The 21,469-nt window shown below is 63.2% G+C and carries 19 protein-coding genes, 1 tRNA gene, 1 pseudogene and 1 riboswitch; of the genes and pseudogenes, 9 read left to right on the forward strand and 12 right to left on the reverse strand.

The genetic code is table 11. The annotated features are described in order from the left end of the window. Positions 1 to 79: 79 nt before the first annotated feature. The 3 genes and pseudogenes from IPF49_20965 to IPF49_20975 all read right to left on the reverse strand — a co-directional run bounded on the left by IPF49_20965 (position 80) and on the right by IPF49_20975 (position 2,977). Positions 80 to 724: a urate hydroxylase PuuD gene (locus IPF49_20965; protein ID MBK6290061.1), complete on the reverse strand. Its 645-nt coding sequence runs from the start codon at positions 722 to 724 to the stop codon at positions 80 to 82. 236 nt (positions 725 to 960) lie between these two features. Further along, positions 961 to 2,617 (reverse strand): annotated as a pseudogene (gene groL / locus IPF49_20970) (chaperonin GroEL). A gap of 72 nt (positions 2,618 to 2,689) precedes the next feature. Continuing rightward, positions 2,690 to 2,977: a co-chaperone GroES gene (locus IPF49_20975; protein MBK6290062.1), complete on the reverse strand. Its 288-nt coding sequence runs from the start codon at positions 2,975 to 2,977 to the stop codon at positions 2,690 to 2,692. 334 nt (positions 2,978 to 3,311) lie between these two features. Here IPF49_20975 and IPF49_20980 point away from each other — a divergent pair, with 334 nt between their 5' ends. Beyond that, positions 3,312 to 3,653 carry an MGMT family protein gene (locus tag IPF49_20980; GenBank protein ID MBK6290063.1) on the forward strand — a complete coding sequence of 114 codons (342 nt, stop codon included), beginning with the start codon at positions 3,312 to 3,314 and terminating at the stop codon, positions 3,651 to 3,653. A 1-nt stretch (position 3,654) separates the two neighbouring features. Here IPF49_20980 and IPF49_20985 read toward each other — a convergent pair whose 3' ends face one another. Continuing rightward, positions 3,655 to 4,875, reverse strand: a complete 1,221-nt coding sequence (locus IPF49_20985) for an AmpG family muropeptide MFS transporter (GenBank protein MBK6290064.1) — start codon at positions 4,873 to 4,875, stop codon at positions 3,655 to 3,657. A 67-nt stretch (positions 4,876 to 4,942) separates the two neighbouring features. Beyond that, positions 4,943 to 5,425, reverse strand: coding sequence for a YajQ family cyclic di-GMP-binding protein (locus tag IPF49_20990; protein ID MBK6290065.1), 483 nt, complete (start codon positions 5,423 to 5,425; stop codon positions 4,943 to 4,945). 69 nt (positions 5,426 to 5,494) lie between these two features. Here IPF49_20990 and IPF49_20995 point away from each other — a divergent pair, with 69 nt between their 5' ends. The 4 genes from IPF49_20995 to IPF49_21010 all read left to right on the forward strand — a co-directional run bounded on the left by IPF49_20995 (position 5,495) and on the right by IPF49_21010 (position 10,144). After that, the gene (locus tag IPF49_20995) at positions 5,495 to 6,415 is read left to right on the forward strand and encodes a 2-dehydropantoate 2-reductase (protein MBK6290066.1); all 921 of its coding nucleotides are present in this window, start codon (positions 5,495 to 5,497) and stop codon (positions 6,413 to 6,415) included. Further along, the gene (locus IPF49_21000; protein ID MBK6290067.1) at positions 6,412 to 7,254 is read left to right on the forward strand and encodes an ABC transporter substrate-binding protein; all 843 of its coding nucleotides are present in this window, start codon (positions 6,412 to 6,414) and stop codon (positions 7,252 to 7,254) included. The genes IPF49_20995 and IPF49_21000 overlap by 4 nt, the downstream gene beginning before the upstream one ends. 24 nt (positions 7,255 to 7,278) lie before the next feature. Next, positions 7,279 to 7,511: riboswitch (cobalamin riboswitch) on the forward strand. Between the two features lie 102 nt (positions 7,512 to 7,613). Then, complete coding sequence (locus IPF49_21005; GenBank protein ID MBK6290068.1) at positions 7,614 to 9,554, forward strand: TonB-dependent receptor; 1,941 nt, start codon at positions 7,614 to 7,616, stop codon at positions 9,552 to 9,554. 32 nt (positions 9,555 to 9,586) lie between these two features. Further along, entirely contained in the window at positions 9,587 to 10,144 is a 558-nt protein-coding gene (locus tag IPF49_21010; protein ID MBK6290069.1) for a cob(I)yrinic acid a,c-diamide adenosyltransferase, read from the forward strand. 57 nt (positions 10,145 to 10,201) lie between these two features. On the opposite strand, the gene ampE is transcribed toward IPF49_21010, so the two are convergent. The 4 genes from ampE to IPF49_21030 all read right to left on the reverse strand — a co-directional run bounded on the left by ampE (position 10,202) and on the right by IPF49_21030 (position 15,885). Further along, positions 10,202 to 11,077, reverse strand: a complete 876-nt coding sequence (gene ampE / locus IPF49_21015; protein ID MBK6290070.1) for a regulatory signaling modulator protein AmpE — start codon at positions 11,075 to 11,077, stop codon at positions 10,202 to 10,204. Beyond that, the gene (ampD, locus tag IPF49_21020) at positions 11,077 to 11,697 is read right to left on the reverse strand and encodes a 1,6-anhydro-N-acetylmuramyl-L-alanine amidase AmpD (protein ID MBK6290071.1); all 621 of its coding nucleotides are present in this window, start codon (positions 11,695 to 11,697) and stop codon (positions 11,077 to 11,079) included. The genes ampE and ampD overlap by 1 nt, the downstream gene beginning before the upstream one ends. A gap of 45 nt (positions 11,698 to 11,742) precedes the next feature. After that, positions 11,743 to 13,782, reverse strand: coding sequence for an acyltransferase family protein (locus tag IPF49_21025; GenBank protein MBK6290072.1), 2,040 nt, complete (start codon positions 13,780 to 13,782; stop codon positions 11,743 to 11,745). 63 nt (positions 13,783 to 13,845) lie between these two features. Then, entirely contained in the window at positions 13,846 to 15,885 is a 2,040-nt protein-coding gene (locus IPF49_21030) for a DUF1631 family protein (protein ID MBK6290073.1), read from the reverse strand. 277 nt (positions 15,886 to 16,162) lie between these two features. Here IPF49_21030 and IPF49_21035 point away from each other — a divergent pair, with 277 nt between their 5' ends. Both IPF49_21035 and IPF49_21040 read left to right on the forward strand, forming a co-directional pair. After that, positions 16,163 to 17,005, forward strand: coding sequence for a carboxylating nicotinate-nucleotide diphosphorylase (locus tag IPF49_21035; protein MBK6290074.1), 843 nt, complete (start codon positions 16,163 to 16,165; stop codon positions 17,003 to 17,005). Positions 17,006 to 17,032: 27 nt separating this feature from the next. Continuing rightward, on the forward strand, positions 17,033 to 17,317 hold the full coding sequence (locus IPF49_21040) for a DUF503 domain-containing protein (protein MBK6290075.1): 285 nt from the start codon (positions 17,033 to 17,035) through the stop codon (positions 17,315 to 17,317). A gap of 60 nt (positions 17,318 to 17,377) precedes the next feature. Here the strand turns inward: IPF49_21040 and IPF49_21045 are convergent. Further along, positions 17,378 to 17,453 (reverse strand) — tRNA-Thr (locus IPF49_21045). A gap of 74 nt (positions 17,454 to 17,527) precedes the next feature. Here IPF49_21045 and IPF49_21050 point away from each other — a divergent pair. Together IPF49_21050 and IPF49_21055 are read left to right on the forward strand one after the other, a co-directional pair. Then, entirely contained in the window at positions 17,528 to 18,649 is a 1,122-nt protein-coding gene (locus IPF49_21050) for a glycosyltransferase family 4 protein (GenBank protein MBK6290076.1), read from the forward strand. Beyond that, entirely contained in the window at positions 18,646 to 19,668 is a 1,023-nt protein-coding gene (locus IPF49_21055; GenBank protein MBK6290077.1) for a glycosyltransferase, read from the forward strand. The genes IPF49_21050 and IPF49_21055 overlap by 4 nt, the downstream gene beginning before the upstream one ends. A gap of 3 nt (positions 19,669 to 19,671) precedes the next feature. On the opposite strand, the gene IPF49_21060 is transcribed toward IPF49_21055, so the two are convergent. Further along, positions 19,672 to 20,442: a methyltransferase domain-containing protein gene (locus IPF49_21060; GenBank protein ID MBK6290078.1), complete on the reverse strand. Its 771-nt coding sequence runs from the start codon at positions 20,440 to 20,442 to the stop codon at positions 19,672 to 19,674. A gap of 93 nt (positions 20,443 to 20,535) precedes the next feature. After that, a complete protein-coding gene (locus IPF49_21065) occupies positions 20,536 to 21,468 on the reverse strand; it encodes a glycosyltransferase family 2 protein (protein ID MBK6290079.1) in 933 nt (310 codons plus the stop codon). Position 21,469 lies beyond the last annotated feature (1 nt).

A 21,469-nucleotide genomic window follows, 5' to 3' on the forward strand; every position in this document is an offset into this window, starting at 1 on the left:
ACGCGTCGGCTCGAAACGGTTTCATTATATTCAACAAGAAAGGGACCAGAGGCCCCTTTCTTGCCGAACTAGTACGGAATCACAACAGGTCCATGATCAGCCACAGTAGCACCGCGAGGGCGATCGAGCAGTGGATCACGCCCTTGACCGAAGCCAGCGGACCGACCTTGCCCTTCATTGCGTTGAACTGCAGCGCGGCGATGATCGCAACCACCAGCCACAGGGCCGGCCGACTGGCGCTGCCGAGCAGCCCGTGGGGAAGATGTGCGGAAGCGGCCATGAACATCAGCATCGGGCCCGAGAACAGGGTGTTGGTACGCGAGGCAAGCAGGGCCCTGGGCCCGGCGGCGGCCGCATCACCCTGCACGATACCGCAGATGATTTTCTGCGCCGGCCAGATGATCAGCCACACGTTCAGGAACATCAGGGTCCCGAGCAGGGCGCCGATCGTGATATCGAAGGTCCAGGCATTGGTCGGATGCCCGCGCCGCAGCAGGATGGCCGTGCCGGTCAGGAACGTGAACATCGCACCCCAGCGAAACCACCACAGCACACGCGGTACGAGTTTCTTGACCGCATCGGCTTTTGCGTCGGGGGTCGCTTCCTTGAAGTACTCGCCCTGCACGAAGTTGAAATAGTAGAGCAGCCCGATCCAGGTGATACCGGCCAGAAAATGTCCCCACCGCATGAGGAATTCAAATCCGGCAGCTGAAAGTATCGACATCTTCCCTCCGTTTCGTGAAATCAATCATTCGTCTTGTCGGGCGTCAGTCGTTCGGGCTTTTCCCGTTTGCGGCATCGCTTTCGTACCCGGTCGCCGACACCGCGGGCCTTGTTGACGATCAAAGCAGTGTATGCCCCGCGATTTCAATTTCCAAGCACCATAAAAAAACCCCGGACAAGCCGGGGTTTTCGTAGCGAACCGGGACGGTCTTGCAACCGTCCCTCCAGGGCAAACAGTTACATCATGCCGCCCATGCCGCCCATTCCACCCATGCCGCCCATGTCGCCACCACCGTGGCCACCAGCCGGCTTGTCTTCCGGCAGCTCGGCGATCATCACTTCCGTGGTGATCATCAGGGCCGCGATGGAAACAGCCGCCTGCAGCGCGGTACGCGTGACCTTGGTGGGATCCAGGATGCCCAGCTTGATCATGTCGCCGTACTCGTGATTGGCCGCGTTGTAGCCGAAGTTGCCCTTGTTGTCCTTGACCTTGGCCAGCACAACCGAAGGCTCGGCGCCGGCATTGGCCACGATGGCACGCAACGGCATTTCCATGGCGCGCAGACAGACCGCGATACCGTGGTTCTGGTCTTCGTTGTCGCCCTTGAGCTTCGAGATGGCCTGCACGGCGCGCACCAGGGCCACACCGCCACCGGCAACCACGCCTTCCTCGACCGCGGCACGGGTCGAATGCAGCGCGTCTTCGACGCGTGCCTTCTTCTCTTTCATCTCGACTTCGGTAGCCGCGCCGACCTTGATCACCGCCACGCCGCCGGAGAGCTTGGCAACGCGCTCCTGCAGTTTCTCGCGGTCGTAGTCAGAGGAGGTTTCCTCGATCTGTACGCGGATCTGCTTCACGCGCGCTTCGATATCCGCGGCATTGCCGGCGCCATCGATCAGCGTGGTGTTGTCCTTGTCCATCGTGATGCGCTTGGCGGTACCGAGATGCTCGAGCGTGGTGGTCTCGAGTTCCAGACCCACTTCCTCGCTGACCACGGTTGCGCCCGACAGGATCGCGATGTCCTGCAGCATGGCCTTGCGACGGTCGCCGAATCCCGGCGCCTTGCAGGCCGCTACCTTGATGATGCCGCGCATGTTGTTCACGACCAGGGTCGCCAGCGCCTCGCCTTCCACGTCCTCGGCAACCACGACCAGCGGCTTGCCTGATTTGGCAACCTGCTCGAGCAGCGGCAGCATGTCGCGGATGTTGGAGATCTTCTTGTCGACCAGCAGGATGTAGGGGCTTTCGACTTCAACGACCATCTTTTCCTGGTTGTTGATGAAGTACGGAGACAGGTAGCCACGATCGAACTGCATGCCCTCGACGATGTCGAGTTCGTTGTTCAGGCCCGAGCCTTCCTCGACCGTGATCACGCCTTCCTTGCCGACTTTCTCCATGGCTTCGGCAATGATGGTGCCGATGCTTTCGTCGCCGTTGGCGGAAATCGTGCCGACCTGTGCAATCGCCTTGGTATCGGCGCAGGGGGTCGACATCTTCTCGAGCTCGGCAACGGCCGCGGATGACGGCCTTGTCGATGCCGCGCTTGAGGTCCATCGGGTTCATGCCGGCCGCAACCGACTTAAGGCCTTCGTTGACGATTGCCTGGGCCAGTACGGTCGCGGTGGTGGTGCCGTCACCGGCGGTATCGGAGGCCTTGGAAGCCACTTCCTTCACCATCTGTGCGCCCATGTTCTCGAACTTGTCCTTCAGCTCGATTTCCTTGGCAACCGAAACGCCATCCTTGGTGACGGTCGGCGCGCCGAACGATTTGTCGAGGATCACGTTGCGCCCGCGCGGGCCCAGCGTGGTCTTGACCGCATCGGCCAGCAGGTTCACGCCCTTCAACATTTTCTGGCGGGCGGAGTCGCCAAATTTCACATCTTTAGCAGCCATTGTTCAGTTCCTTCTCTCGTTTGATACTTGCGGTTGTGACCAGCGATCGGGCGGCGTCTGCGCCGCCGGCGATCACTCGATCACGCCATAAACTTCGCTTTCGCTCAGGATGACCACTTCTTCGCCGTCGATCTTGACGGTATTTCCCGAGTACTGGCCAAACAGCACCTTGTCACCCACCTTCAGGGACATCGGGCGCACGTCACCGTTCTCGAGCACCTTGCCGGTACCGACTGCCAGGACATCGCCCTGGGTGGGCTTTTCCTTGGCCGAACCCGGCAGCACGATGCCACCAGCGGACACGGTTTCTTCTTCTTTGCGTTTCACGACAACGCGGTCGTTCAGCGGACGAATCTTCATCGCTTTTCTCCCAATCAATGGTTTGTGGTTACAAACACCCGAAAAAAACTGGAGGGAGGCTTGGCCTCTCCCGGTTAGCACTCTCCCTCGGGGAGTGCCAATCATATGCAGGAAACGCGTTTCGTCAAGTCTCGATCACCGGGCTCGAGCGTTTGTGCGTCCCTGATATGAGGCCATAACAGAGCAGTTCAAGGGGCCGGCAGCAAAAAATTCGCGGCGCGTCCGCGTTTCGGGAGAGAATTCGCGCCGTTTCAACCGCTTTTCGGGAGAATCGGGCGTGGACGTACGTGACAGGACTCTCGTCAAGACCCACGACGGCAGCCGGCCGTAGCCGATGCGCGATCGTCCCGGTCCCGGCGCTTCAGCCCGCGAGCCTTCGCCGCGCGAGCGGATCTGGCAAATCGTTGCGCTGATTCCAGCGGGCAAGGTCGCCAGCTACGGACAGGTCGCGACACTCGCCGGCATTCCCAACGGCGCGCGCTTTGCGGGCAGCGTGCTGCGCGAGCTGCCCGCGGGCAGCCGTATCCCCTGGCACCGCGTGATCAACGCGGCAGGCCGTATTTCGCTGCCCCCGGGCTCTACCTCGGCACAACGGCAACGCGCGCTGCTGCTCGCGGAGGGCGTGCTGGTGGTCAATGCGCGGCTCGATCTGAAACGCTTCGGCTGGGTTCCCTGATTCAGGTTTTCCGCTCCCACGGCGCGACTTTCAGCAACAGCAACATGCCGGGAATCGCCAGCACGAAACAGAGCAGGAAAAACATCGTCCAGCCGACCCACTCCACGAGGAATCCGGTGGCGGCATTGGCCAGGGTGCGCGGTAGCGCGGTCAATGCCGTGAGCAGCGCAAACTGGGTGGCCGCAAACAGCGGGTTGGTGCAGCGCGCAATGAATGCCGTGAATGCCGCCGTGCCGAGCCCGACCCCCAGGTACTCGAATACGATCACCACGGCGAGCGTCATTCGATCCGGGCCGGTCTCGGCAAGCAGGGCAAAACCGAGGATGCTGAGCAGCTGTACTCCCCCGAACAGCCAAAGTGCGTTGTTGATGCCGAGGCGGATCATCCACACCCCGCCCAGCAATGCGCCGATGATCACCGCCGCGAGCGATGCGGTCTTGGCGATCACGCCAATCTCCGTGAGGCTGAACCCGAGCTCGCGGTAGAACGGGTAGGACAGGGCCGTGGCCATGCTGTCGCCGAGCTTGTACAGGAACATGAAAGCCAGGGTCATCACTGCCAGCCGCCACCCGAGGCGCCCGAAAAATTCCTGGAAGGGCCGGGTAATCGCCTCACGCAACGAGACCGGCAGCACCGGCCTGTCGACCACTTCGCGAATGAACAGGGTGTTCATCACCCCGATCAGCATGAAGCCCGCGACCACCAGGTAAACGGAGGTCCACGGCAGGTACTCGGCCAGCACCAGCGCCAGCGAACCGGGAACCAGCCCGGCAATCCGGTAGGCCTGCACATGGACCGCGTTGCCGATACCGAGCTCATGATCGGGCAGCAGTTCGCGCCGGTAGGCATCGACCACGATATCCTGGCTGGCACTGAAAAATGCCACCGCCACACACAGCGCCGCCAGGTGCCACAGCGTCTTGCCAGGATCGAGAAATCCGATCGAGGCGATCGTGCCCAGCAACAGCAGCTGGGTCAGCAGCATCCAGCCGCGCCTGCGCCCGAGCAGCGGCACGCGGTAGCGCTCCATCAGCGGCGACCAGAGAAATTTCCAGGTGTACGGAATCCCGACCAGGGTAAACAGGCCGATGCCCGCGAGATCGACCCCCGCATCCTTCATCCACAGCGGTACCAGCTGGATCAGCACATACAACGGCAGCCCGGAAGTGAATCCGAGAAACACGCACTCCAGCACCCGCCGATTGAAGATCGAGGCGGCGATACCCGGCTCGGTCCGGCCCGCGAATGGATCGTTCAAAAAGCTTGCCCTGCCGACTTTGGGGCCAGGGCTAATCCCTGAAATTGTCGAACTGCAGCGGCACACCGAGATCGGTTTCGCGCAACAGCGCAATCACTTCCTGCAGATCATCACGCTTCTTGCCGGTCACCCGCACCTGCTCGCCCTGGATCGCGACCTGCACCTTGAGCTTCGCCTCCTTGACCATTTTCACGAGCTTGCGGCAGGTATCGATATCGAGGCCATGCTGCAGCGTTACTTCCTGCTTCACCACCTTGCCGGTTCTCTGCAGTTCGCCTTCCTTGATTGCACGCGGATCGATCTTGCACTTGATCAGCGCCCCGCGCAGGATGTCGAGCATCTGCTCGAGCTGGATATCGGCCTCGGCACGCATTGCGATCACCCGCTCCTTGCGCTCGAATTCCGCATCCACCCCCTTGAAATCGAAACGATTGCCGATGACCCGGCTGGCCTGGTCGACGGCGTTGGTCAGCGCATGCAGATCCACTTCGGAAATCACGTCAAATGACGGCATTCGATTGCTCCTTCAGCTCGCGCCGCGCTGCGCCTGCGCCTGCGCCGCGCGATCATGGATAATGGCCCGATGACAGCGAATCCGGCACCTACCTGGCACATCCTCGGCAGCGGCTCCATGGCCTGTTTGTGGAGTGCGTACCTGCTGGCGTCCGGGCACACGGTGCGGATGATCCGGCGTGAACCACCGCCGCGCGCAGAGTATCACGAGCTCGTGCTCGAGACAGCCGCGGCGGTGCGCGAATTTCAGCTGACGCTCGAGGCGCGTGATGCCGGTGATCCGCTCACCCGCCTGCTCGTATGCACCAAGGCGCACGAGGTGAGCGGCGCGCTGCGCCCGCTCGCCCCGCGCATCGCAACCGACGCTTGCGTTGTGCTGCTGCAAAACGGCATCGGCTTCCAGGACGAAGCCGCGCGCATCGCGCCCCGGGCACAGCTGTACTGCGCCCTCACGACCGAGGGCGCCTATCTGAAAGCGCCCTTCAGGGTGCGCCATGCCGGGATCGGACACACGCTCGTCGGAGGCTATCCGGCAGGAGACCTCACGCGAACCGGACAGCTCGCCACCGAATTGCGGGCGACCGGTCTCGAGATCCGGGTAACGACTGCTATCGACAGCGCCCTGTGGCGCAAGCTGGCGGTGAACTGCGCGATCAATCCGCTGAGTGCGGCGCACGGCTGCTCCAATGGCGCGCTGCTCGACGAACCGGCGCGCCACGCGGAATTTCTCGCCCTGTGTCGCGAGATCAGCGCAATTCTTCAAGGGCTCGGACGCAACGAGTTGGCCCTTGAGGTGGAGGCAGATGCCACCGCGGTGGCGCGTGCGACCGCACACAACCGCTCGTCGATGCTCCAGGATCTGGATGCCGGGAAACGCACCGAGATCGAGTACATCACCGGCTTCCTGTGCCGCCAGGCGCATCTGGCCGGCATTGCCAGCCCCCGCAACGATGCGCTGTACGCACGCATCCGCGCGCTGGAGCCGGCATGAGACCGAAAGCCCTGTTGCTGGCCAGCGGTGCGCTGGCCATGCTGCTGGCGCTTGCGGCGCGCGCCGCACCCGCGCAGCGCATCGTCTCGCTCAACCTCTGTACCGATCAACTGTTGCTGCTGCTGGTGCCACGCGAACGCATCGTCATGCTGAGCCAGCTGGCCACTGATCCGCAGCTGTCGGCGCAAGCGGTCCGCGCACGCGGCATCGCGCGCTTCGACGGCTCGGTCGAGAGCGTACTGAAGAAAGCTCCCGACCTGGTTCTCGCCGGCTCGATGGCCTCGCTCGGGACTACCCGGGTGCTGCAACGCCTCGGCTATCGGGTCGAGACCCAGGAGATGCCGGAATCCATCGACGCCGCGCTCGCGTTCATCGAGCAAACCGCCGCACTGGCCGGCGAACCGGCCGCGGGCCAGGCCTTGCGCCAGGCAACGCAGCAACGACTCGCCGCCGTGCAGGCCCGCGTGGCAAGCGGCACCCGTCCGCTCGTCCTGGTGTACCTGCCAAACGGTCTCACGCCCGGTACCGGTACCCTGAAGCATGAGCTGATCGAACTCGCGGGCTGGCGCAATCTGGCCGCCACGCAGGGAATTTCCGGCTACGGCACGCTATCGCTGGAAGACCTGCTGGCCCACGCGCCTTCGATGGTGCTGTTCGATTCGGTCGATCTGGAGCACGACTCGATGTCGCAGCAATTGCTGCATCACCCGGCCATCGACGGACGCTTCGATTCGCGCCGGATGCCAACGCGGGCCTGGATCTGCGGCGGCCCGCAGATCGCGGAAGCCGCCGAGATCCTCCAGCGCTTTCGCGACTCGCTGCCCCCTGCGCGCGATTGACACACCGGCACCCAGCGGGTAATTTGCCGCCCCATCGCGGACGGTGTCCGGCGCCAGCCTGAAATGGTGAGCGCCGGATGAAACGGGAAGACTGGTGAAAACCCAGCGCTGCCCCCGCAACGGTAAGTGAGCAGGAACGGCACAGAGCCACTGTCGGACACGCGCTTCAGGCGCGCCGATGGGAAGGCGCCGATTCGGGAGAAGGCTATCTCTCCCACTCACGAGCCCGGAGACCGGCCATCCGTGACAGCACTGCGATCGAGCGGCGGGCTCATCGGTAGGCGGCATTCAGTCATGAAGCCCCTCCATTCTCCCCTGCTCCTCGCGGACCATGTCCGTAAATGGGCCGGGGAGGCACCATGAAGACCATTCGTCCGTTTTACCCGCTCGCACTGTTGTGCGGCACATCGATCCTGCACGCCGCGGTGGCGGCTCCACCCGAACAGATCATCGTCACCGGCATGCGCACCGAGCAGTTGCAACTCAACAGCCCGGCCGCGGTCAGCGTGATCACCCGCGAGGAAATCGAGCAGAGCGGCGCGATCACGATCGCCGATGTACTGCGCGCGCGCGCCGGCCTGCAGATTCGCGACACCATCGGCGACGGTGGACGCGGGGTCGTGGTCAGCATGCGCGGCTTTGGCGAAAACGCGGCGAACAATACCCTGATCCTGGTCGACGGCCGCAAGCTCAACAACCCCACGCTGCAGCCACCCGACCTCAACAGCGTCGCACTGAAGGATATCGAGCGCATCGAGGTCCTGCAGGGTGGAGCCGGGGTTCTGTTCGGCGACCAGGCGGTTGGCGGAGTGATCAATATCGTCACCCGCACACCGGAAAAAGCCGCACTGGCGGTCGAGGCCGGCGCCGGCTCCGAGGGCGGCCAGCGGGTATCGGCCATCGCCAGCCAGCGCTTCGCCAACGGCGTCGGGGCGCGGCTGAGCGCGGAACAGCGCTCCAGCGACAATTACCGCGACAACAATGCCTCCGATTACCGCAATGTGCTGGGACTGCTGGAGTACGAGTGGAGTGAGGGCCGGGTATTCGGGGAAGCGCAGTACATCGACGACCAGCTCGAATTCCCCGGCGCGTTGCCGGTGGAAATGGCTGCCGCGGACCGGCGCCAGACGATCTATCCCGACGACTTCGGCGATCTCGAGACCTATTCGTGGCGCCTCGGCGGGCGTTATGCCCTGAGCGCACACTGGTCGGCGGAGATGGAACTCACCGAGCGCAATTCCGACGGCAATGGTTATCAGTTTGCGGCCAATACCACCGATATGCGGGTACGGACCGCCAACCCGCGCCTGATCGGCGAATACCGGAGCGCGGCGGGCCTCAGCACCGTGACCATCGGCTTCGATGCCACCGACAGCGACTATGAATTCGACATTCCGGAATACTTCTTCCTCACCGATTTCAGCCAGGAACAGCGCGACGTCTACGCGCAGATCGTGCATCCGCTCAGCGCCACCGTGCAGGTATCCTTAGGCGCGCGGCGGGCCGAGGTCGCGGATGAAAATCGCGGCAACGGCACCCGCAACAGCGATAGCGAAACGGTGACGACCGCGTCGATCGCCTGGCAATTCCACGAATCCATGCGTTTGCTGCTGCGCCGCGACGAAGTGCTGCGTTACGCGAACGTCGACGAGAACAGCTTCACCCTGCCGGCGGTGTCTTTTCTCGCGCCGCAGACCGGCACCTCGCTGGAAGGCGGTATCGAGTGGTTCGCCGAGCGCTTCAACGGCCGCGCCGTGGTGTTCGATCTGGACCTCGATGATGAAATCCTCTATGACCCGAGCGCACCCGGTCCGAGCGCCGAGTTCGGCTCCTTCGGCGCCAATATCAATCTCGAATCGTCGAGCCGGCAGGGAGCGTTGCTCGAATGGCAGTGGACTGCCTCGTCCCGGCTGAGCATCGGCGGCAGCTATACCTATACCGATGCCGAGGTCACGTCCGGAACCTTCGACGGCAATGAAATCCCCTACGTCTCGGAGCATGTCGGCGCGCTCAACGGCACCTGGAATTTCGGATACGGCATCAACGCTTACGTGGAATACGCCTACAGCGGTTCGCGGCGTGCGCTGGGTGATGACGCGAACACCTATCCGGGTGTCGATTCCGAAGGCCTGGTCAACATGGCGCTGCGCTGGGCCAGCGGTGACTGGTACACCAGCCTGCGTGCCAACAACCTGCTGAACGAGAAATACGATACCCTGACCACTGCCACGCCCTACGGCCGCAGTGTGTACCCGGCACCGGAACGCATGTTGTTCCTTAGCGTGGGTTACGCACTGTAGCCCTGATTGCAGCAAACAGGAGGACCCGGAACATGGGACACCGGCTTTCGAAAATCTATACCCGCACCGGCGACGACGGCAGCACCGGTTTGTCCGACCGCAGCCGCATCAGCAAGCACAGCCCGCGGATGCAGGCCATTGGCGCGATCGACGAAACAAACTCGCTGATCGGGGTGCTGGTGGCCGAGTTGCCGGCGGACGATCCGCTGGCTTCGATGCTCACCGTCATCCAGCACGATCTATTCGACCTTGGCGGCGAGCTCTCGATACCGGGCTCCGCGATGGTTGCCGCCCCACGCGTGGCATGGCTCGAGGAACAAACGGATGAGCTGAATGCGGAACTCCCGCCGCTGAAGAACTTCATTCTGCCGGGTGGCAGCCGGGCCGCCGCGTTCTGTCACCTGGCGCGTACCGTGTGCCGGCGCGCCGAACGCGAAATGGTCGGGCTGGCCGAACTCGAGGAGCTGAATGTCGAGGGACGCCGCTTTCTCAACCGCCTGTCCGACCTCTTGTTCGTCACCGCGCGCGCGATCGCGCGGCGCGACGGCGGCCAGGAAGTGCTCTGGCAACAACGCAAGCCGCCGGCGTGACACCTCGCAGCGAAATCCGACAGGCGCATGGAGAGGCCTGACTGAACGCCGGGTGATTCAGAAAATCATGACCAGCAGCGCGATCACCGCCAGCCACACCAGCAGCGCGCGGCGTTGCAAACCTTCGATCGCCACGATCTGCTGAGTGCCTCGCGCAATCAACGCTTCCCGCGTTTCTTCGGCGGGATCGGGGTCAACAAACTGCAGTGCCGCATTGCCACTGCATTCCAGCACCTCGCCGGCATCGGCCTGCACATCGTCCGCCAGCCGGCGCCAGGCCTTGGTGCAGGCATCGAAATCGGCCACCAGCGCAAAACCCAGACCCGCGAGGCGCACCGGCAGCCAATCGAGCCAGTGCACCAGCGCCAGACCTTGCGCCTCGCCTGACGCCTCGGCGCGCACCATGGCGCGATCCAGTGCCGCCAACCGGTAAACCAGCGCGCCGGCCGGACCGCATACCACGAACCAGAACAAGACCGCGAACAGCCGTTCGAAGCTCCGGTAGTAGAGACGGCGCCGGGCGCGCGTATGCAATGCCTGCGGATCCGGCACATCCGTCTCCACCGCGGTAGCGACTGCCTCCCTGCCCTCGTCCTGCAACTGCTCGAAAGCAGCCTGGAAGTCCCCTCGCCCCCAGCGCCGCAGGTACTCGGTAATCGCGCTGCCCAGATCGCCTCGCCCCAGCGAATAGAGCAGGACCAGCACGAACAGGGCGAGTTCGGCGAGACCATAGGCAACGCCGCCAAGCCACGTCTGCAGCACGACAACCGCAACGCCCGGCAGCAGCACCACCCCGAGTTGCCGGGTCAGGCCACCGGTGCGTGAACCGAACCAGCGCCGAAAGTCCAGGAACCATGCATCGTGCTGCACCGGGCCACCGGAACCCCAGACCTGGAGCAGTGCCAGTGCGATCAGTATTGCCAGAAATTCCACTACTGCGCTCCTCCCGCGGTGCGGTGTGCAACGGATCGTGCGATTTTCGCCAGCACCGCGCGATATAAATCCCAGTCAAACGCCGCGCCCGGATCGCTCTTGCGCCCGGGCGCGATATCCGCGTGCCCAACGATACGCCGCACGGAGATCGCGGGATACTCCCGCATCAGCGCCAGGCTCACCCGTGCCAGTCCCGCATACTGGGCCGACGTATAGGGTATGTCATCGGCACCCTCGAGTTCGATGCCAATGCTGAAATCATTGCAGTTCTCGCGGCCCTCGAAACACGACGCGCCCGCATGCCATGCCCGCAGATGAAACGGTACGAACTGGGTCATGCGCCCGAGGCGGTCGATCAGCAGATGGGCCGATACCGTCAGGCCGCGCAATCGTTCGAACCATGGATGAAGAGTGCAGTCGAGACAGTTGGTGAACAGCTGCTCGACGTAGGCGCTGCCGAACTCACCGGGCGGCAGGCTGATATTGTGCACCACGAGCAGGTCCACGACACTGCCCGGCGGACGTTCGTTGACATTTGGCGACGGGATGCGGCGCACGCCTTCCAGCCAGCCGCTCTCGATATTCACGCGCTTGTTCTCCACCGACCGTTGAAGCACCATGCCAGAGCGGGCCCGGCACGGTCAATCGCGCCTGCGGCGACCCCTTCAGCTTCCGTTTCCCGTATTTGTCATGATGCCGGCAATGGCATCGGCAAGGGTGGCGACAAAAGCGGCGCTCAGGTGGGTGCCATCGCGATAGATGATCCTGCCCCCGCGCTCGGCATTGCAGCGTCCGTCCATGCACACGAGTGCATTGAGGTCGAGCAGTTCGACATTCGCGTAGGCCGCTTGCGCCCGGCCCAACCAGGTGTAGACGTTTGTTTCCCTAACGCTGCCCGCGGGCGCGCTGCATTCGCTCGAAGCGGATGGCAACGGCGCCCGCCACGCGCGGCCCGACAGGCAGCCCGGACCATCGAAGGGCAAGCTATGGGTAGCCCTGATCAAATACACCTTGCCGGTTGCCGGCGCAATTGCATCGAGCACACGCCGGGTGCCCGAGACCCACTGTTCCTCGTCAAACGGATAGCTGAGTCCCGAGCCCAGGAACACGATATCGGGCTTGAAGGAAGCGAGCGTCCGCAGCGCATCGCGACGCCACACTTCGCACTCCAGGAATTCCCGCCCGATCCGTCCGTTCACATACGACTCGTCGACCATCGGACAGGATGACTTGGTAATCACGATGAGGCGCCAGTCGGGCTTGTCATATATCGCGGCGATTGCGGGAAACCACTGCAACATCACGCTGTCGCCCATGATCACCACCGTATTGGCCGCGTTCTCGGCACCGAACCCGCAACTCACCACGCGTGCGGAGCGAAACCACTCATCGCATCCCATTGCATAGAGCACCGGCAGGTCGGAGCGGACTTCGACGAAGCGCTTCTGCGCGGGCGACTGCGACCAAGCCATGGCCTTGTCCTGCCACAGGCCGGCCAGGGCAATGGTTGCAGCCATCAGGGCTAGCGATCCGCCGATCGCGATCAGCGGACGCCGCACCAGAAACTCGCTGCCGCGCACGGGTTTTTCGATCAGGGCATGGGAGGCAATCGCAATCAGCAGCGACAATCCCACCAGCGCAAACTGAACGACGGGGCGTCCCGATCCCAGCACCACGCCGCCGAACAGCAGCACGGGCCAATGCCACAGGTACCAGGCGTAAGACACCTTGCCGACGCCCTGCATCGGCGGCGAGCACTGCAGGCGGCGCAGCATGGATCCCGAAGGCACCGACCCCGACAGCAGGACCAGCGCCGCCCCGAGCGAGGGAACCGTCGCCCAGACCCCGGGGTAGCGCGCCGAGGCATCGAGCAGGAACGCCGGTGCCAGGATGAAGGCAATCCCCACCCAGCCGCAGAGCCCGAGCAGTCTGCTGGCCTGTGGCGATGCATTCGGCACCCTTATCGGCGTGGCGGACGCATCGGCGGTCGACGTCGAGAGCAGCGCCAGCGCGCCCAATGCAAATTGCCAGGCGCGCGAGGGCATCAGGTAGAAGCCCCATGACGCCTGCGCGTACGTCAGGAACACCGACAGCGGAAGACACAGCAATACCGTCGCCACCATGCCCAGACGCAAGCGGCGAAGATCGCGCTTCGCGCCCTGCCAGTGCCACGCGCCGAACATGAACATCACGAGCAACGGCCACACCAGGTAGAACTGCTCCTCGACGCCAAGCGACCAGGTGTGCAGGAACAGGTTGGTCGTGACTTCGGCGCCAAAATACTCGAGCTTCAGCAGCGCGAACCACATGTTGCTGAGCCAAAGCGTCGCCGCGCGTGCGCTCTCGGCCTGCTGAAGCTGTTCGAAGGGTGCAATCAGGACCGCCGCCACGCAGCCGACACCGACGATCATCGTGAGCAATGCCGGCAACAGGCGCCGCAGCCGGCGAGCGTAGAATTCGCCCAGCCGAACCCGCCCCCGGCGCTGGACCTCCTGGACCAGCAACCCGGTGATCAGGTATCCGGAAAGCACGAAGAAAACGTCGACGCCCACGTAGCCTCCCGCGAGCCACGGCACACCGGCGTGAGCGGCAACGACGAGCAGGATCGCGATCGCCCTGAGTCCTTCGATATCGGCACGGAAACCGAGGCGAAACCCGGCTGGCGCCGTTGCATCAGGCGCACGCGTGTCGCGCTGTTCAATCACGGATGAGGATCACAAATGTACCGGCCGAGGATGGGACCCGAAGGTTCTCCGCGCAAGGATAGCTCAGCGTCGCCCTGGAATACCATGCGACGGCGGCGCGGAGCCGCCGGCGCTACCGAGAATCACTGCCTCTCCATGCTCGATCGCCAGTGCAAGCTCCTCGAGACTCCAGTCGCTGGCCTTGGCGCCCTCACGGGTCACAAACAGAAACTGCCCGGTGCGGGGAATCTTGGTCAGCAACCGGGCACGATGTGTGGTGACGCCGGGCATGCGGAACTCGATCCAGGTGTCGGGCGCGAGTTTGTCGGCGATCTGCACGAAGCGCGGCGAGGCCGCCGCACGCACCGGGCGCGCCGGCGACGTGCCGGGCGCGGCAACCTTGTTGGCACCCAGTGCACTTTCGACGTCAGCCAGCATCGATTCCACAGTGGCCTCATCGAGCCCGAGCCGCGCCAAACCCGCACGAACACCGGCAGCGACCGGTGCAAAATCGCCCGCCGGAGTCGCTGCCCCTGCCAGCGCGATCAATCTGCCGGTCGCTTCCACGGCCAGACCCCACTCCTCGCTAGCGGCTCCGTCGCGGAGCCGGATCACGAACAGCGCGTCACTCCACTTGCCGCGCAGGAATCCGGTCACCACTTTCGGCAGCGCAATATCCGCCGTTGCACCACCGATCAGTTGCGCGATAACCTCGCGCGCGGCCTGGGCTTCCACCCGACCGGTCTCGGCAGCGAGCGTTCGCTGCTCGAGCACCCGCGCCGGTCCCTGGCGCGCCTTGGCATGACGTCGCAAATCCTCGAGGCACTCACGAAAAATTTCCAGATCCCGGTCGAAATCGCTGATCACGCGTATCACCAGAAGTTGCACAAAACGCAGAAACTCATCGTTTTCGGTATCGCCCTCGGGAGCCCATCCGATCGAGGCGGTGCCAATCTCGCGGCACAACGCCCGCACCGGATGCCCGCCATCGTCGAGTACGCCCGGGTCACGCAACGCTGCCCGCAGCAACGGTATCTGCAGCAAGCGGACAATACGGCGAACGGGTTGTGGTACCTGCGAATCGCGCAGTGCATGCTCGAACAGCATGCGTACCAGGTTGATCCCTTCGATCACATCGGGAGGCAGGGCCATGGTGCTGATAAAGCCGAGCTGCTCCAGCTCGGCATTGATCAGTTCGAAGACATCGAAAGGCTGTATCCCGGCACGCGGATTGAGCGCCCCGAGCTGGGTCTTGCGGTCCATCAACTGCCGCTGCAGCGTCGCAAGGATCTCGTCCATCAGCGTCTTGGGCATGGCCATGGCCTTGCCCGGGGTCGCAAGCAGCGGCGTGCGCGCCAGATCCCAGCCGATTTCGGGTGGCACCGGCGCTGCCTGCGCCAGCGGGTCGGCGAATTCGTCTCCCACCTGGCTTGTTGGCAATGCCTGCGGCACATGGGGCGCTGGCACCACCACCGGCGCCCTGGTGGCAGGCGATTCCGGCTCCGGAAATACCGCCAGGCATTGTTCGTAGAAAAGTCCGAGCTGATCCACGACGAACTGCGAAAACAGCCGCGCAAACAGCATTCGTGAGCGCTGATCGACGTGACTGTCCCTGCAGGCCGCCATGAAGGCATTGGTCAGGGCAAGCGGGGCGACCGGCAGCGCGTCGATGTCGAACCGGCGCTCGCCGAGTTCGACGGCAACGCGCTTGCCGAGTTGCACCAGCAACTCGTGGTTGGCATGGAGCGCGCGGCTGGCAATGCTGTCGATCGCGATTCGCTCCTCGAGCAGCGTGTCCTGCATCACGCCGAGCCCCGCAACCCCGGCTTCGGTTTCCGGGGGCGTCGCCATGTCCGGTGCAATCGCTGCGGGCGGCGCCGCTCCGATGCCATCGAATCCGGCCAAGGTCTTCAGCAGGAACTGTTCTTCGATCGCACGCCGCTTGAGCCGCAGCTCGCGCATCGCCTCGTAGCAGGAAGACTGCCCGGCGTTGCTGTCGGACTTGGCGGCCATGCCGATCAATGCCTGCTCGGCATTGGCAAACAGGAAATTCAGAAGAAATTGCAGACCTCTGCGCGCTTGTTCGTGCAAGGCCTCCATCCGGCCTTCCGGCGCGTCATTCATCAACGTGGTCCGTTCGTGATCTGCCCACAGCGTGCCGGGATGACTTGCAGGTCGACGTGCCCTCGCGGATTCGAGGCTACGCAGTTGTCGTGTCGCAAACGGAGTATACATGATGAACCGAGCATAGCTCCGGCAGCGCAAGCCAGGCGCGAACACGTTCACAAAACGGATGAGAGTCCACCGCCAATCCTGGACATCGCGGCTGCGTCGAGCGCCGTGCAAGGCGCCTGCAAGTACTGCTGCTACAATGCAATTTTCAACCGGCACGGCTTCGCATATGCATCTCGAATCACCCGCTCCGGACGCGGTGCGTGAAAACGTGCGGGCCGCGCTCGCCGAAGACATCGGCAGCGGCGATGTCACGGCCATGCTGGTCGCTGCCGGCACGCTTGCCCGCGCGCGCATCGTCACCCGCGAGCATGCCGTGCTGTGCGGTCAGCCCTGGGTAAGCGAAGTGTTTCGACAGATTGACCCGCGGGTACGGATCGAATGGCTTCGCGGGGATGGTGAGACCGTGAGCGCCGACGAGGTATTGCTCGAGCTCGAGGGGCCGGCGCGTTCGCTGCTCACCGGCGAGCGCACCGCGCTGAACTTCCTGCAGTTGCTCTCCGGCACCGCCACCCGATGCCATCGTTATGCCGGAGTGGTCGCGGGCCTGCCGGTGAAACTCCTCGACACCCGCAAGACCATCCCGGGATTGCGCATCGCCCAGAAATACGCCGTGCGCTGCGGCGGTTGTCACAATCACCGCATCGGGCTGTTCGATGCGTTCCTGATCAAGGAAAATCACATCGCGGCCTGCGGATCGATCGCAAACGCGGTTCGTACCGCGCGTGACAGCGCTCCCGGCAGGCCGGTGGAAGTCGAGGTCGAGAACCTCGCGCAACTCGGGCAAGCGCTGGAAGCGGGCGCGGACTCGGTATTGCTGGATAATTTCACGGAATCCGCGCTGCGGGAAGCGGTCGCGATCACGGCGGGCCGTGCACCGCTCGAAGCAAGCGGTGGGGTGAGCGAAAACACGTTGCGCTCCATCGCCGAGACCGGCGTGGACTATATTTCCATTGGTGCGCTGACCAAGGACTGCAAAGCCATCGATCTGTCGATGCGCATGATCGCGTAGCCTCGACGGGCGGGTGGCGGGAATTAAATGCTTCATATCGCCATCCTGACCCTGGACTTCCATCTCGAAGGCTGCGCCTCGCTGAAAGAGAAACGCCAGCGTCTGGGTGGATTGCGCGACCGCTTTGGCCGCCAGCCCAACATGGCGGTATGCGAAAGCGATCGGCAGGATGCGCTGCAGCGCGCGCAATGGACTTTTGTCGCGGTGGCGGGTGCCCGCGCCGTAACCGATCAGATGATCGCGGAGGTCGAGAAATTCGTTGCCGAGACGATCGATGCGCGGGTGTGCGGGAGGGAACTCGAATATGCGTAGAGCAACCACCGACCGCGACCGCGCGTGCAGTCAGGAACAATTGCAGATTACGGCAGAGAATGGTGCCGGAAAGAGGAATCGAACCTCCGACCTACTGATTACGAATCAGTTGCTCTACCGACTGAGCTATTCCGGCGTGGGGGCGCGAATTCTAGTTTCCCCGGCTCACAATGGCAACTGCGCCGGGCATCCGGCGATACCGTGGCGCCGATGACAAACGTATTGCTCACCGCCTCCTCCTATCCCCGCTCCGCAGACGACTGGCAAGGGATTTTCATCAGGCGAATCGCGGATGCGCTGGCCGGATCACCCGAGACCACGTTGCGCGTCTGGGCGCCGCCGGGGCCGTTGCACCCGAACGCGGAATCGGCGCTCGACAGCGCCGACTCGCGTTTTCTCGAACGCCTGGGCGCGGAGGGGGGCATTGCCCATTTGCTGCGCAGCAAACCGGTGCCGGGACTGCTGCGTGGCGCGCAACTCACGCGCCGCCTGCACCATGCCTATCGCCGCAACCGGGGCTGGGCGGACGTATTTCACATCAACTGGCTGCAATGCGCACTGGGGTATCTCGCGGTGCGCAAGCCCGCGCTCGTCACGGTACTCGGCAGCGATATCGCGCTGCTCGATGTTCCGGGCATGAAGCTCGCGCTCTCGCTTGCGTTGCGCGGCAAGCGCGTCGTGCTCTGCCCCAACGCCCAATGGATGGTGCCAACACTTTCCGCCGCCCTGGGGAATGTCTGCGAGGACATCGTCTACGTCCCGTTCGGCGTCGATGACAACTGGTTCGGGATCAGGCGCGAAGCAGTCAGCAAACCGCGAATATGGGTTACCGTCCTGCGTCTTACGAAACAGAAGATCGGCCCCCTGTTCGAGTGGACGCGCGACTCCAACCCGGAAAATGACCAGTTCCATCTGTTCGGACCGCTCCAGGAAGCGCTCGATATTCCACCCTGGATCCACTACCACGGCCCGGTCACACCCGAGGCGCTCGCGAGCGAGTGGTACCCGCGCGCAACGGGCCTGATCAGCCTGAGCCAGCACAACGAAGGCCGGCCACAGGTGATGCTGGACGCGATGGCGAGCGGCTTGCCGGTCATCGCCTCGCCGATCCCCGCGCATACCGACCTGATCACCCATCACCGCAACGGTCTCATCTGCGGCAACCGCGAGGAATTCGAGCGGGCGCTCGGCACGCTCGGCGATGGCGCGGGCGCCCAAGCAATAAGCAGCAATGCATTGCACATGGTGCGGGAAGAATACGGGAACTGGAACGATTGCGCGCGACGCTACCAGCTGCTGCATCGGCGGCTGACGACAGCGCCTCGGCCATGAACGCACAGACGCCACCCCTGCTGAGCGTATGCATCGCCAACTACAACGGTGCGGATTGCATCGGGGAATGCATCGAGTCGGTTTTTTCCCAGCACGATGCCCCGCCTTTCGAACTGATCGTTCATGATGATGCCAGCAGCGATGACTCGCTTGCGATAATCAGGAAGTTCCCGCGGGTCCTGCTGCTCGAATCCACGATCAATACCGGATTTTGTGCCAGCAACAACCGCATGGTGCAGGTAGCACGCGGCTCGCTGATCCTGCTGCTCAACAACGACACGGCCCTGCTCGCCGGCGCACTGCGTGCACTGAGCGATCTGCTGGACCGGGATCAGGGGGTGGGAATCGCGACGCTCGCACAATACTCCTACGAAACCGGGGAGTTGCTCGACCGCGGCATGCAATTCGATCCGCTTCTCAACCCGATTCCGGTAGTCGACGGGCAGATCCGCACCCTTGGCATGGCAATGGGATCGTGTCTGGCAACACGCCGCACGCTTTGGGATGCGGCGGGAGGCTTTCCCGGATTCTTCGGATCGATTGCCGAAGACATGTACCTTTGCCTGTATGTGCGGATGCTTGGATTGCGCGTCGCATGCGCCGCGACCTCGGGGTATCGTCACCGTGTCGGCACATCGTTTGGCGGCGGGAAGGTCATTGCCAATCGCCTGCAGACGAACTACCAGCGGCGTGCGCTCAGCGAACGCAACAAGACCTTCAATATGTATCTCTTCTACCCCTTCCCGGTATTGGCGGCAATCCTGCCCCTGCATCTCGCATGCCTGCTGTTCGAGGGCAGCGTGTTGTCGCTGATCGGCAGGAGCATGGATCCGCTCGAGCGGATCTATGCTCCTGCCATCATCGGGCTGTGGCGCCACATTCCGCGACTGCGCCCGCTGCGTCGCCGCATCCTGGCATCCTCGCAACTCGGAGTCCGCAAATTTCTCCAGCCGTTTCGTCTTGTCCACTGGAAGCTGAGGCTTGCCTTGCGGCACGGCATTCCGCGTATAGATGCGTGAGTCCTAGCGCAAGCGCTGAAACAGGAAAAACGGCTCCTCGGGATTGAGACCTAACTCGCCGGCATCCGTGTGCGCCAGCAACTCATGGTGCGCGCGGACACCCGATTCGAATCCGCAGGACGTGATGCGCTCGAAGATGTCCCGCCCGTAAAGCCGAACATGATCTTCCTGTCCGTAAGCCTGCAGGCGCGCATTCTCCTGCGTGATGCCTGGATCACTCCAGGTACGATGCAGTACCGCGCTGTAGGGAGTCTGCAAAACCGCCACTCCACCTACCTGGAGTACACGGCGGATTTCCGCAAGCGCGCGCCGATCGTCCGCTACGTGCTCCAGCACGTGGTTGGCAATCACCATGTCGAAAGAATGATCGGGAAATGGAAGGTGCTCGATATTCATCTGCTCTACGTCCTTCGCGCACGGATAAAGGTCGCACTTGCGGTATTCAACCGGGGCGAGCGCTGCGATCAATACCGCCAGATGGCGTTCCGGTGCGAAATGCAGGATCCGCATGCCGGGCAGGCGTGCAAGCAGGCCGGAGGCTTCCAGATACAACACCAGGTGCCTCTCGCGGTCATGGGCGCCACATCGCGGGCACTCGAAGTTGTCGAGATCGCTGCCGATGATGCCCAATGCGCGCATGAGCGGTGGCGATCCATGCAGCCCACCCCGGTAAGGAAGGAATCGACCGAGACGATGCCCGCAGATCACGCAACGATGCCGAGCCGGAACCGGAAGGCGCGCAACGAGGCGCCGGATATCCCTTGTCAAGCTCATATCCCGGAAGTCCTTCGAATAAATGAAAATTGAGCGCATGCACCGATGCACCAGGACGTCCTGGCCCTCGAGCACCGACAATCCTGGCTGGAATCACGAATCCAGCCGGCCGGCTTTTTTGGTGATTCCGTCGCGCAGGCCACGGGCGATCGCCTTGGCATTGGCAAACCTGGCGTGCGCGAACAGCGTGTGAGCATAAAGGTTTCCCGTCCAGTACCAGGCGGCACGGAGCCGCCAGCGCAACGGCACGTGGGGCAAACGGCACAGCAATACGAAATTCCGGAAGCGGTAGTAAAGGCGCGTCGGCGAATACTCGCTATGTGAGTGCCAACCGAAATACCAGACACGAAATGACGCGTCTCCGAGCCGGTGAAGCAGCCGTGTCGAGGAGGTGCCAAACAATCTGAATCCCATGGCGCGTGCGCGATGACACCATTCGGTGTCGACATGGTCGATGAAGAAGCTCTCGCGCATCGAGCCGACCTTGCGCAACGCAGCGCACGGGATGAGCATTCCGGAACTGATGGTGGTAATGATTTCGACACAGGGCGAAGCTTCGTCGGGAAAGACGCTGCTGTAGAACACGCTACCTGGCCGCTGTACCTGGAACGCAAACGCCTGCTGCGTGACCCTGTCGAAGTACATCGGGCAAATGCAACCAACGGATACGCCTTCTGCATCCATACGTAAACAGGCGGTGCGCAGGACGCTGACCATATCGGTATCCGGTAGGCTGTCCTGGTCGCTGAGAAGCACATAGTCGAAGCGCTCCTCCAGGGCGACCTCCAGCCCGATATTCTGGGCGGCGGCAATTCCGATATTGTGCCCCACCCTGAGCACGCGCAGATCCGGGTGCTTCGATTCCAGATCTCCGACGATGCAGGTAATGCGGTCGTCATCGGATGAGGTATTGTCGATGATCAGGAGCGTCTCGACCTGGGACTCCAGCGATTGCAACAACGGCAACAGTCCCTCACTCACGGGATTGTAGGTCACCACGATTCCCAGGACCTTGCCCGCATCCATG

The sequence above is a fragment of the Gammaproteobacteria bacterium genome (assembly GCA_016705365.1).
GTDB lineage: Bacteria > Pseudomonadota > Gammaproteobacteria > Pseudomonadales > UBA5518 > UBA5518.

Excerpts from the sequence above, each read along its gene's own strand:
- IPF49_20965 (MBK6290061.1), bottom strand. The coding sequence starts at position 724 with ATGTCGATACTTTCAGCTGCCGGATTTGAATTCCTCATGCGGTGGGGA.
- IPF49_20975 (MBK6290062.1), bottom strand. The coding sequence starts at position 2,977 with ATGAAGATTCGTCCGCTGAACGACCGCGTTGTCGTGAAACGCAAAGAA.
- IPF49_20980 (MBK6290063.1), top strand. The coding sequence starts at position 3,312 with ATGCGCGATCGTCCCGGTCCCGGCGCTTCAGCCCGCGAGCCTTCGCCG.
- IPF49_20990 (MBK6290065.1), bottom strand. The coding sequence starts at position 5,425 with ATGCCGTCATTTGACGTGATTTCCGAAGTGGATCTGCATGCGCTGACC.
- IPF49_20995 (MBK6290066.1), top strand. The coding sequence starts at position 5,495 with ATGACAGCGAATCCGGCACCTACCTGGCACATCCTCGGCAGCGGCTCC.
- IPF49_21000 (MBK6290067.1), top strand. The coding sequence starts at position 6,412 with ATGAGACCGAAAGCCCTGTTGCTGGCCAGCGGTGCGCTGGCCATGCTG.
- IPF49_21005 (MBK6290068.1), top strand. The coding sequence starts at position 7,614 with ATGAAGACCATTCGTCCGTTTTACCCGCTCGCACTGTTGTGCGGCACA.
- IPF49_21010 (MBK6290069.1), top strand. The coding sequence starts at position 9,587 with ATGGGACACCGGCTTTCGAAAATCTATACCCGCACCGGCGACGACGGC.
- ampD (MBK6290071.1), bottom strand. The coding sequence starts at position 11,697 with ATGGTGCTTCAACGGTCGGTGGAGAACAAGCGCGTGAATATCGAGAGC.
- IPF49_21030 (MBK6290073.1), bottom strand. The coding sequence starts at position 15,885 with ATGAATGACGCGCCGGAAGGCCGGATGGAGGCCTTGCACGAACAAGCG.
- IPF49_21035 (MBK6290074.1), top strand. The coding sequence starts at position 16,163 with ATGCATCTCGAATCACCCGCTCCGGACGCGGTGCGTGAAAACGTGCGG.
- IPF49_21040 (MBK6290075.1), top strand. The coding sequence starts at position 17,033 with ATGCTTCATATCGCCATCCTGACCCTGGACTTCCATCTCGAAGGCTGC.
- IPF49_21050 (MBK6290076.1), top strand. The coding sequence starts at position 17,528 with ATGACAAACGTATTGCTCACCGCCTCCTCCTATCCCCGCTCCGCAGAC.
- IPF49_21055 (MBK6290077.1), top strand. The coding sequence starts at position 18,646 with ATGAACGCACAGACGCCACCCCTGCTGAGCGTATGCATCGCCAACTAC.
- IPF49_21060 (MBK6290078.1), bottom strand. The coding sequence starts at position 20,442 with ATGAGCTTGACAAGGGATATCCGGCGCCTCGTTGCGCGCCTTCCGGTT.
- IPF49_21065 (MBK6290079.1), bottom strand. The coding sequence starts at position 21,468 with ATGGATGCGGGCAAGGTCCTGGGAATCGTGGTGACCTACAATCCCGTG.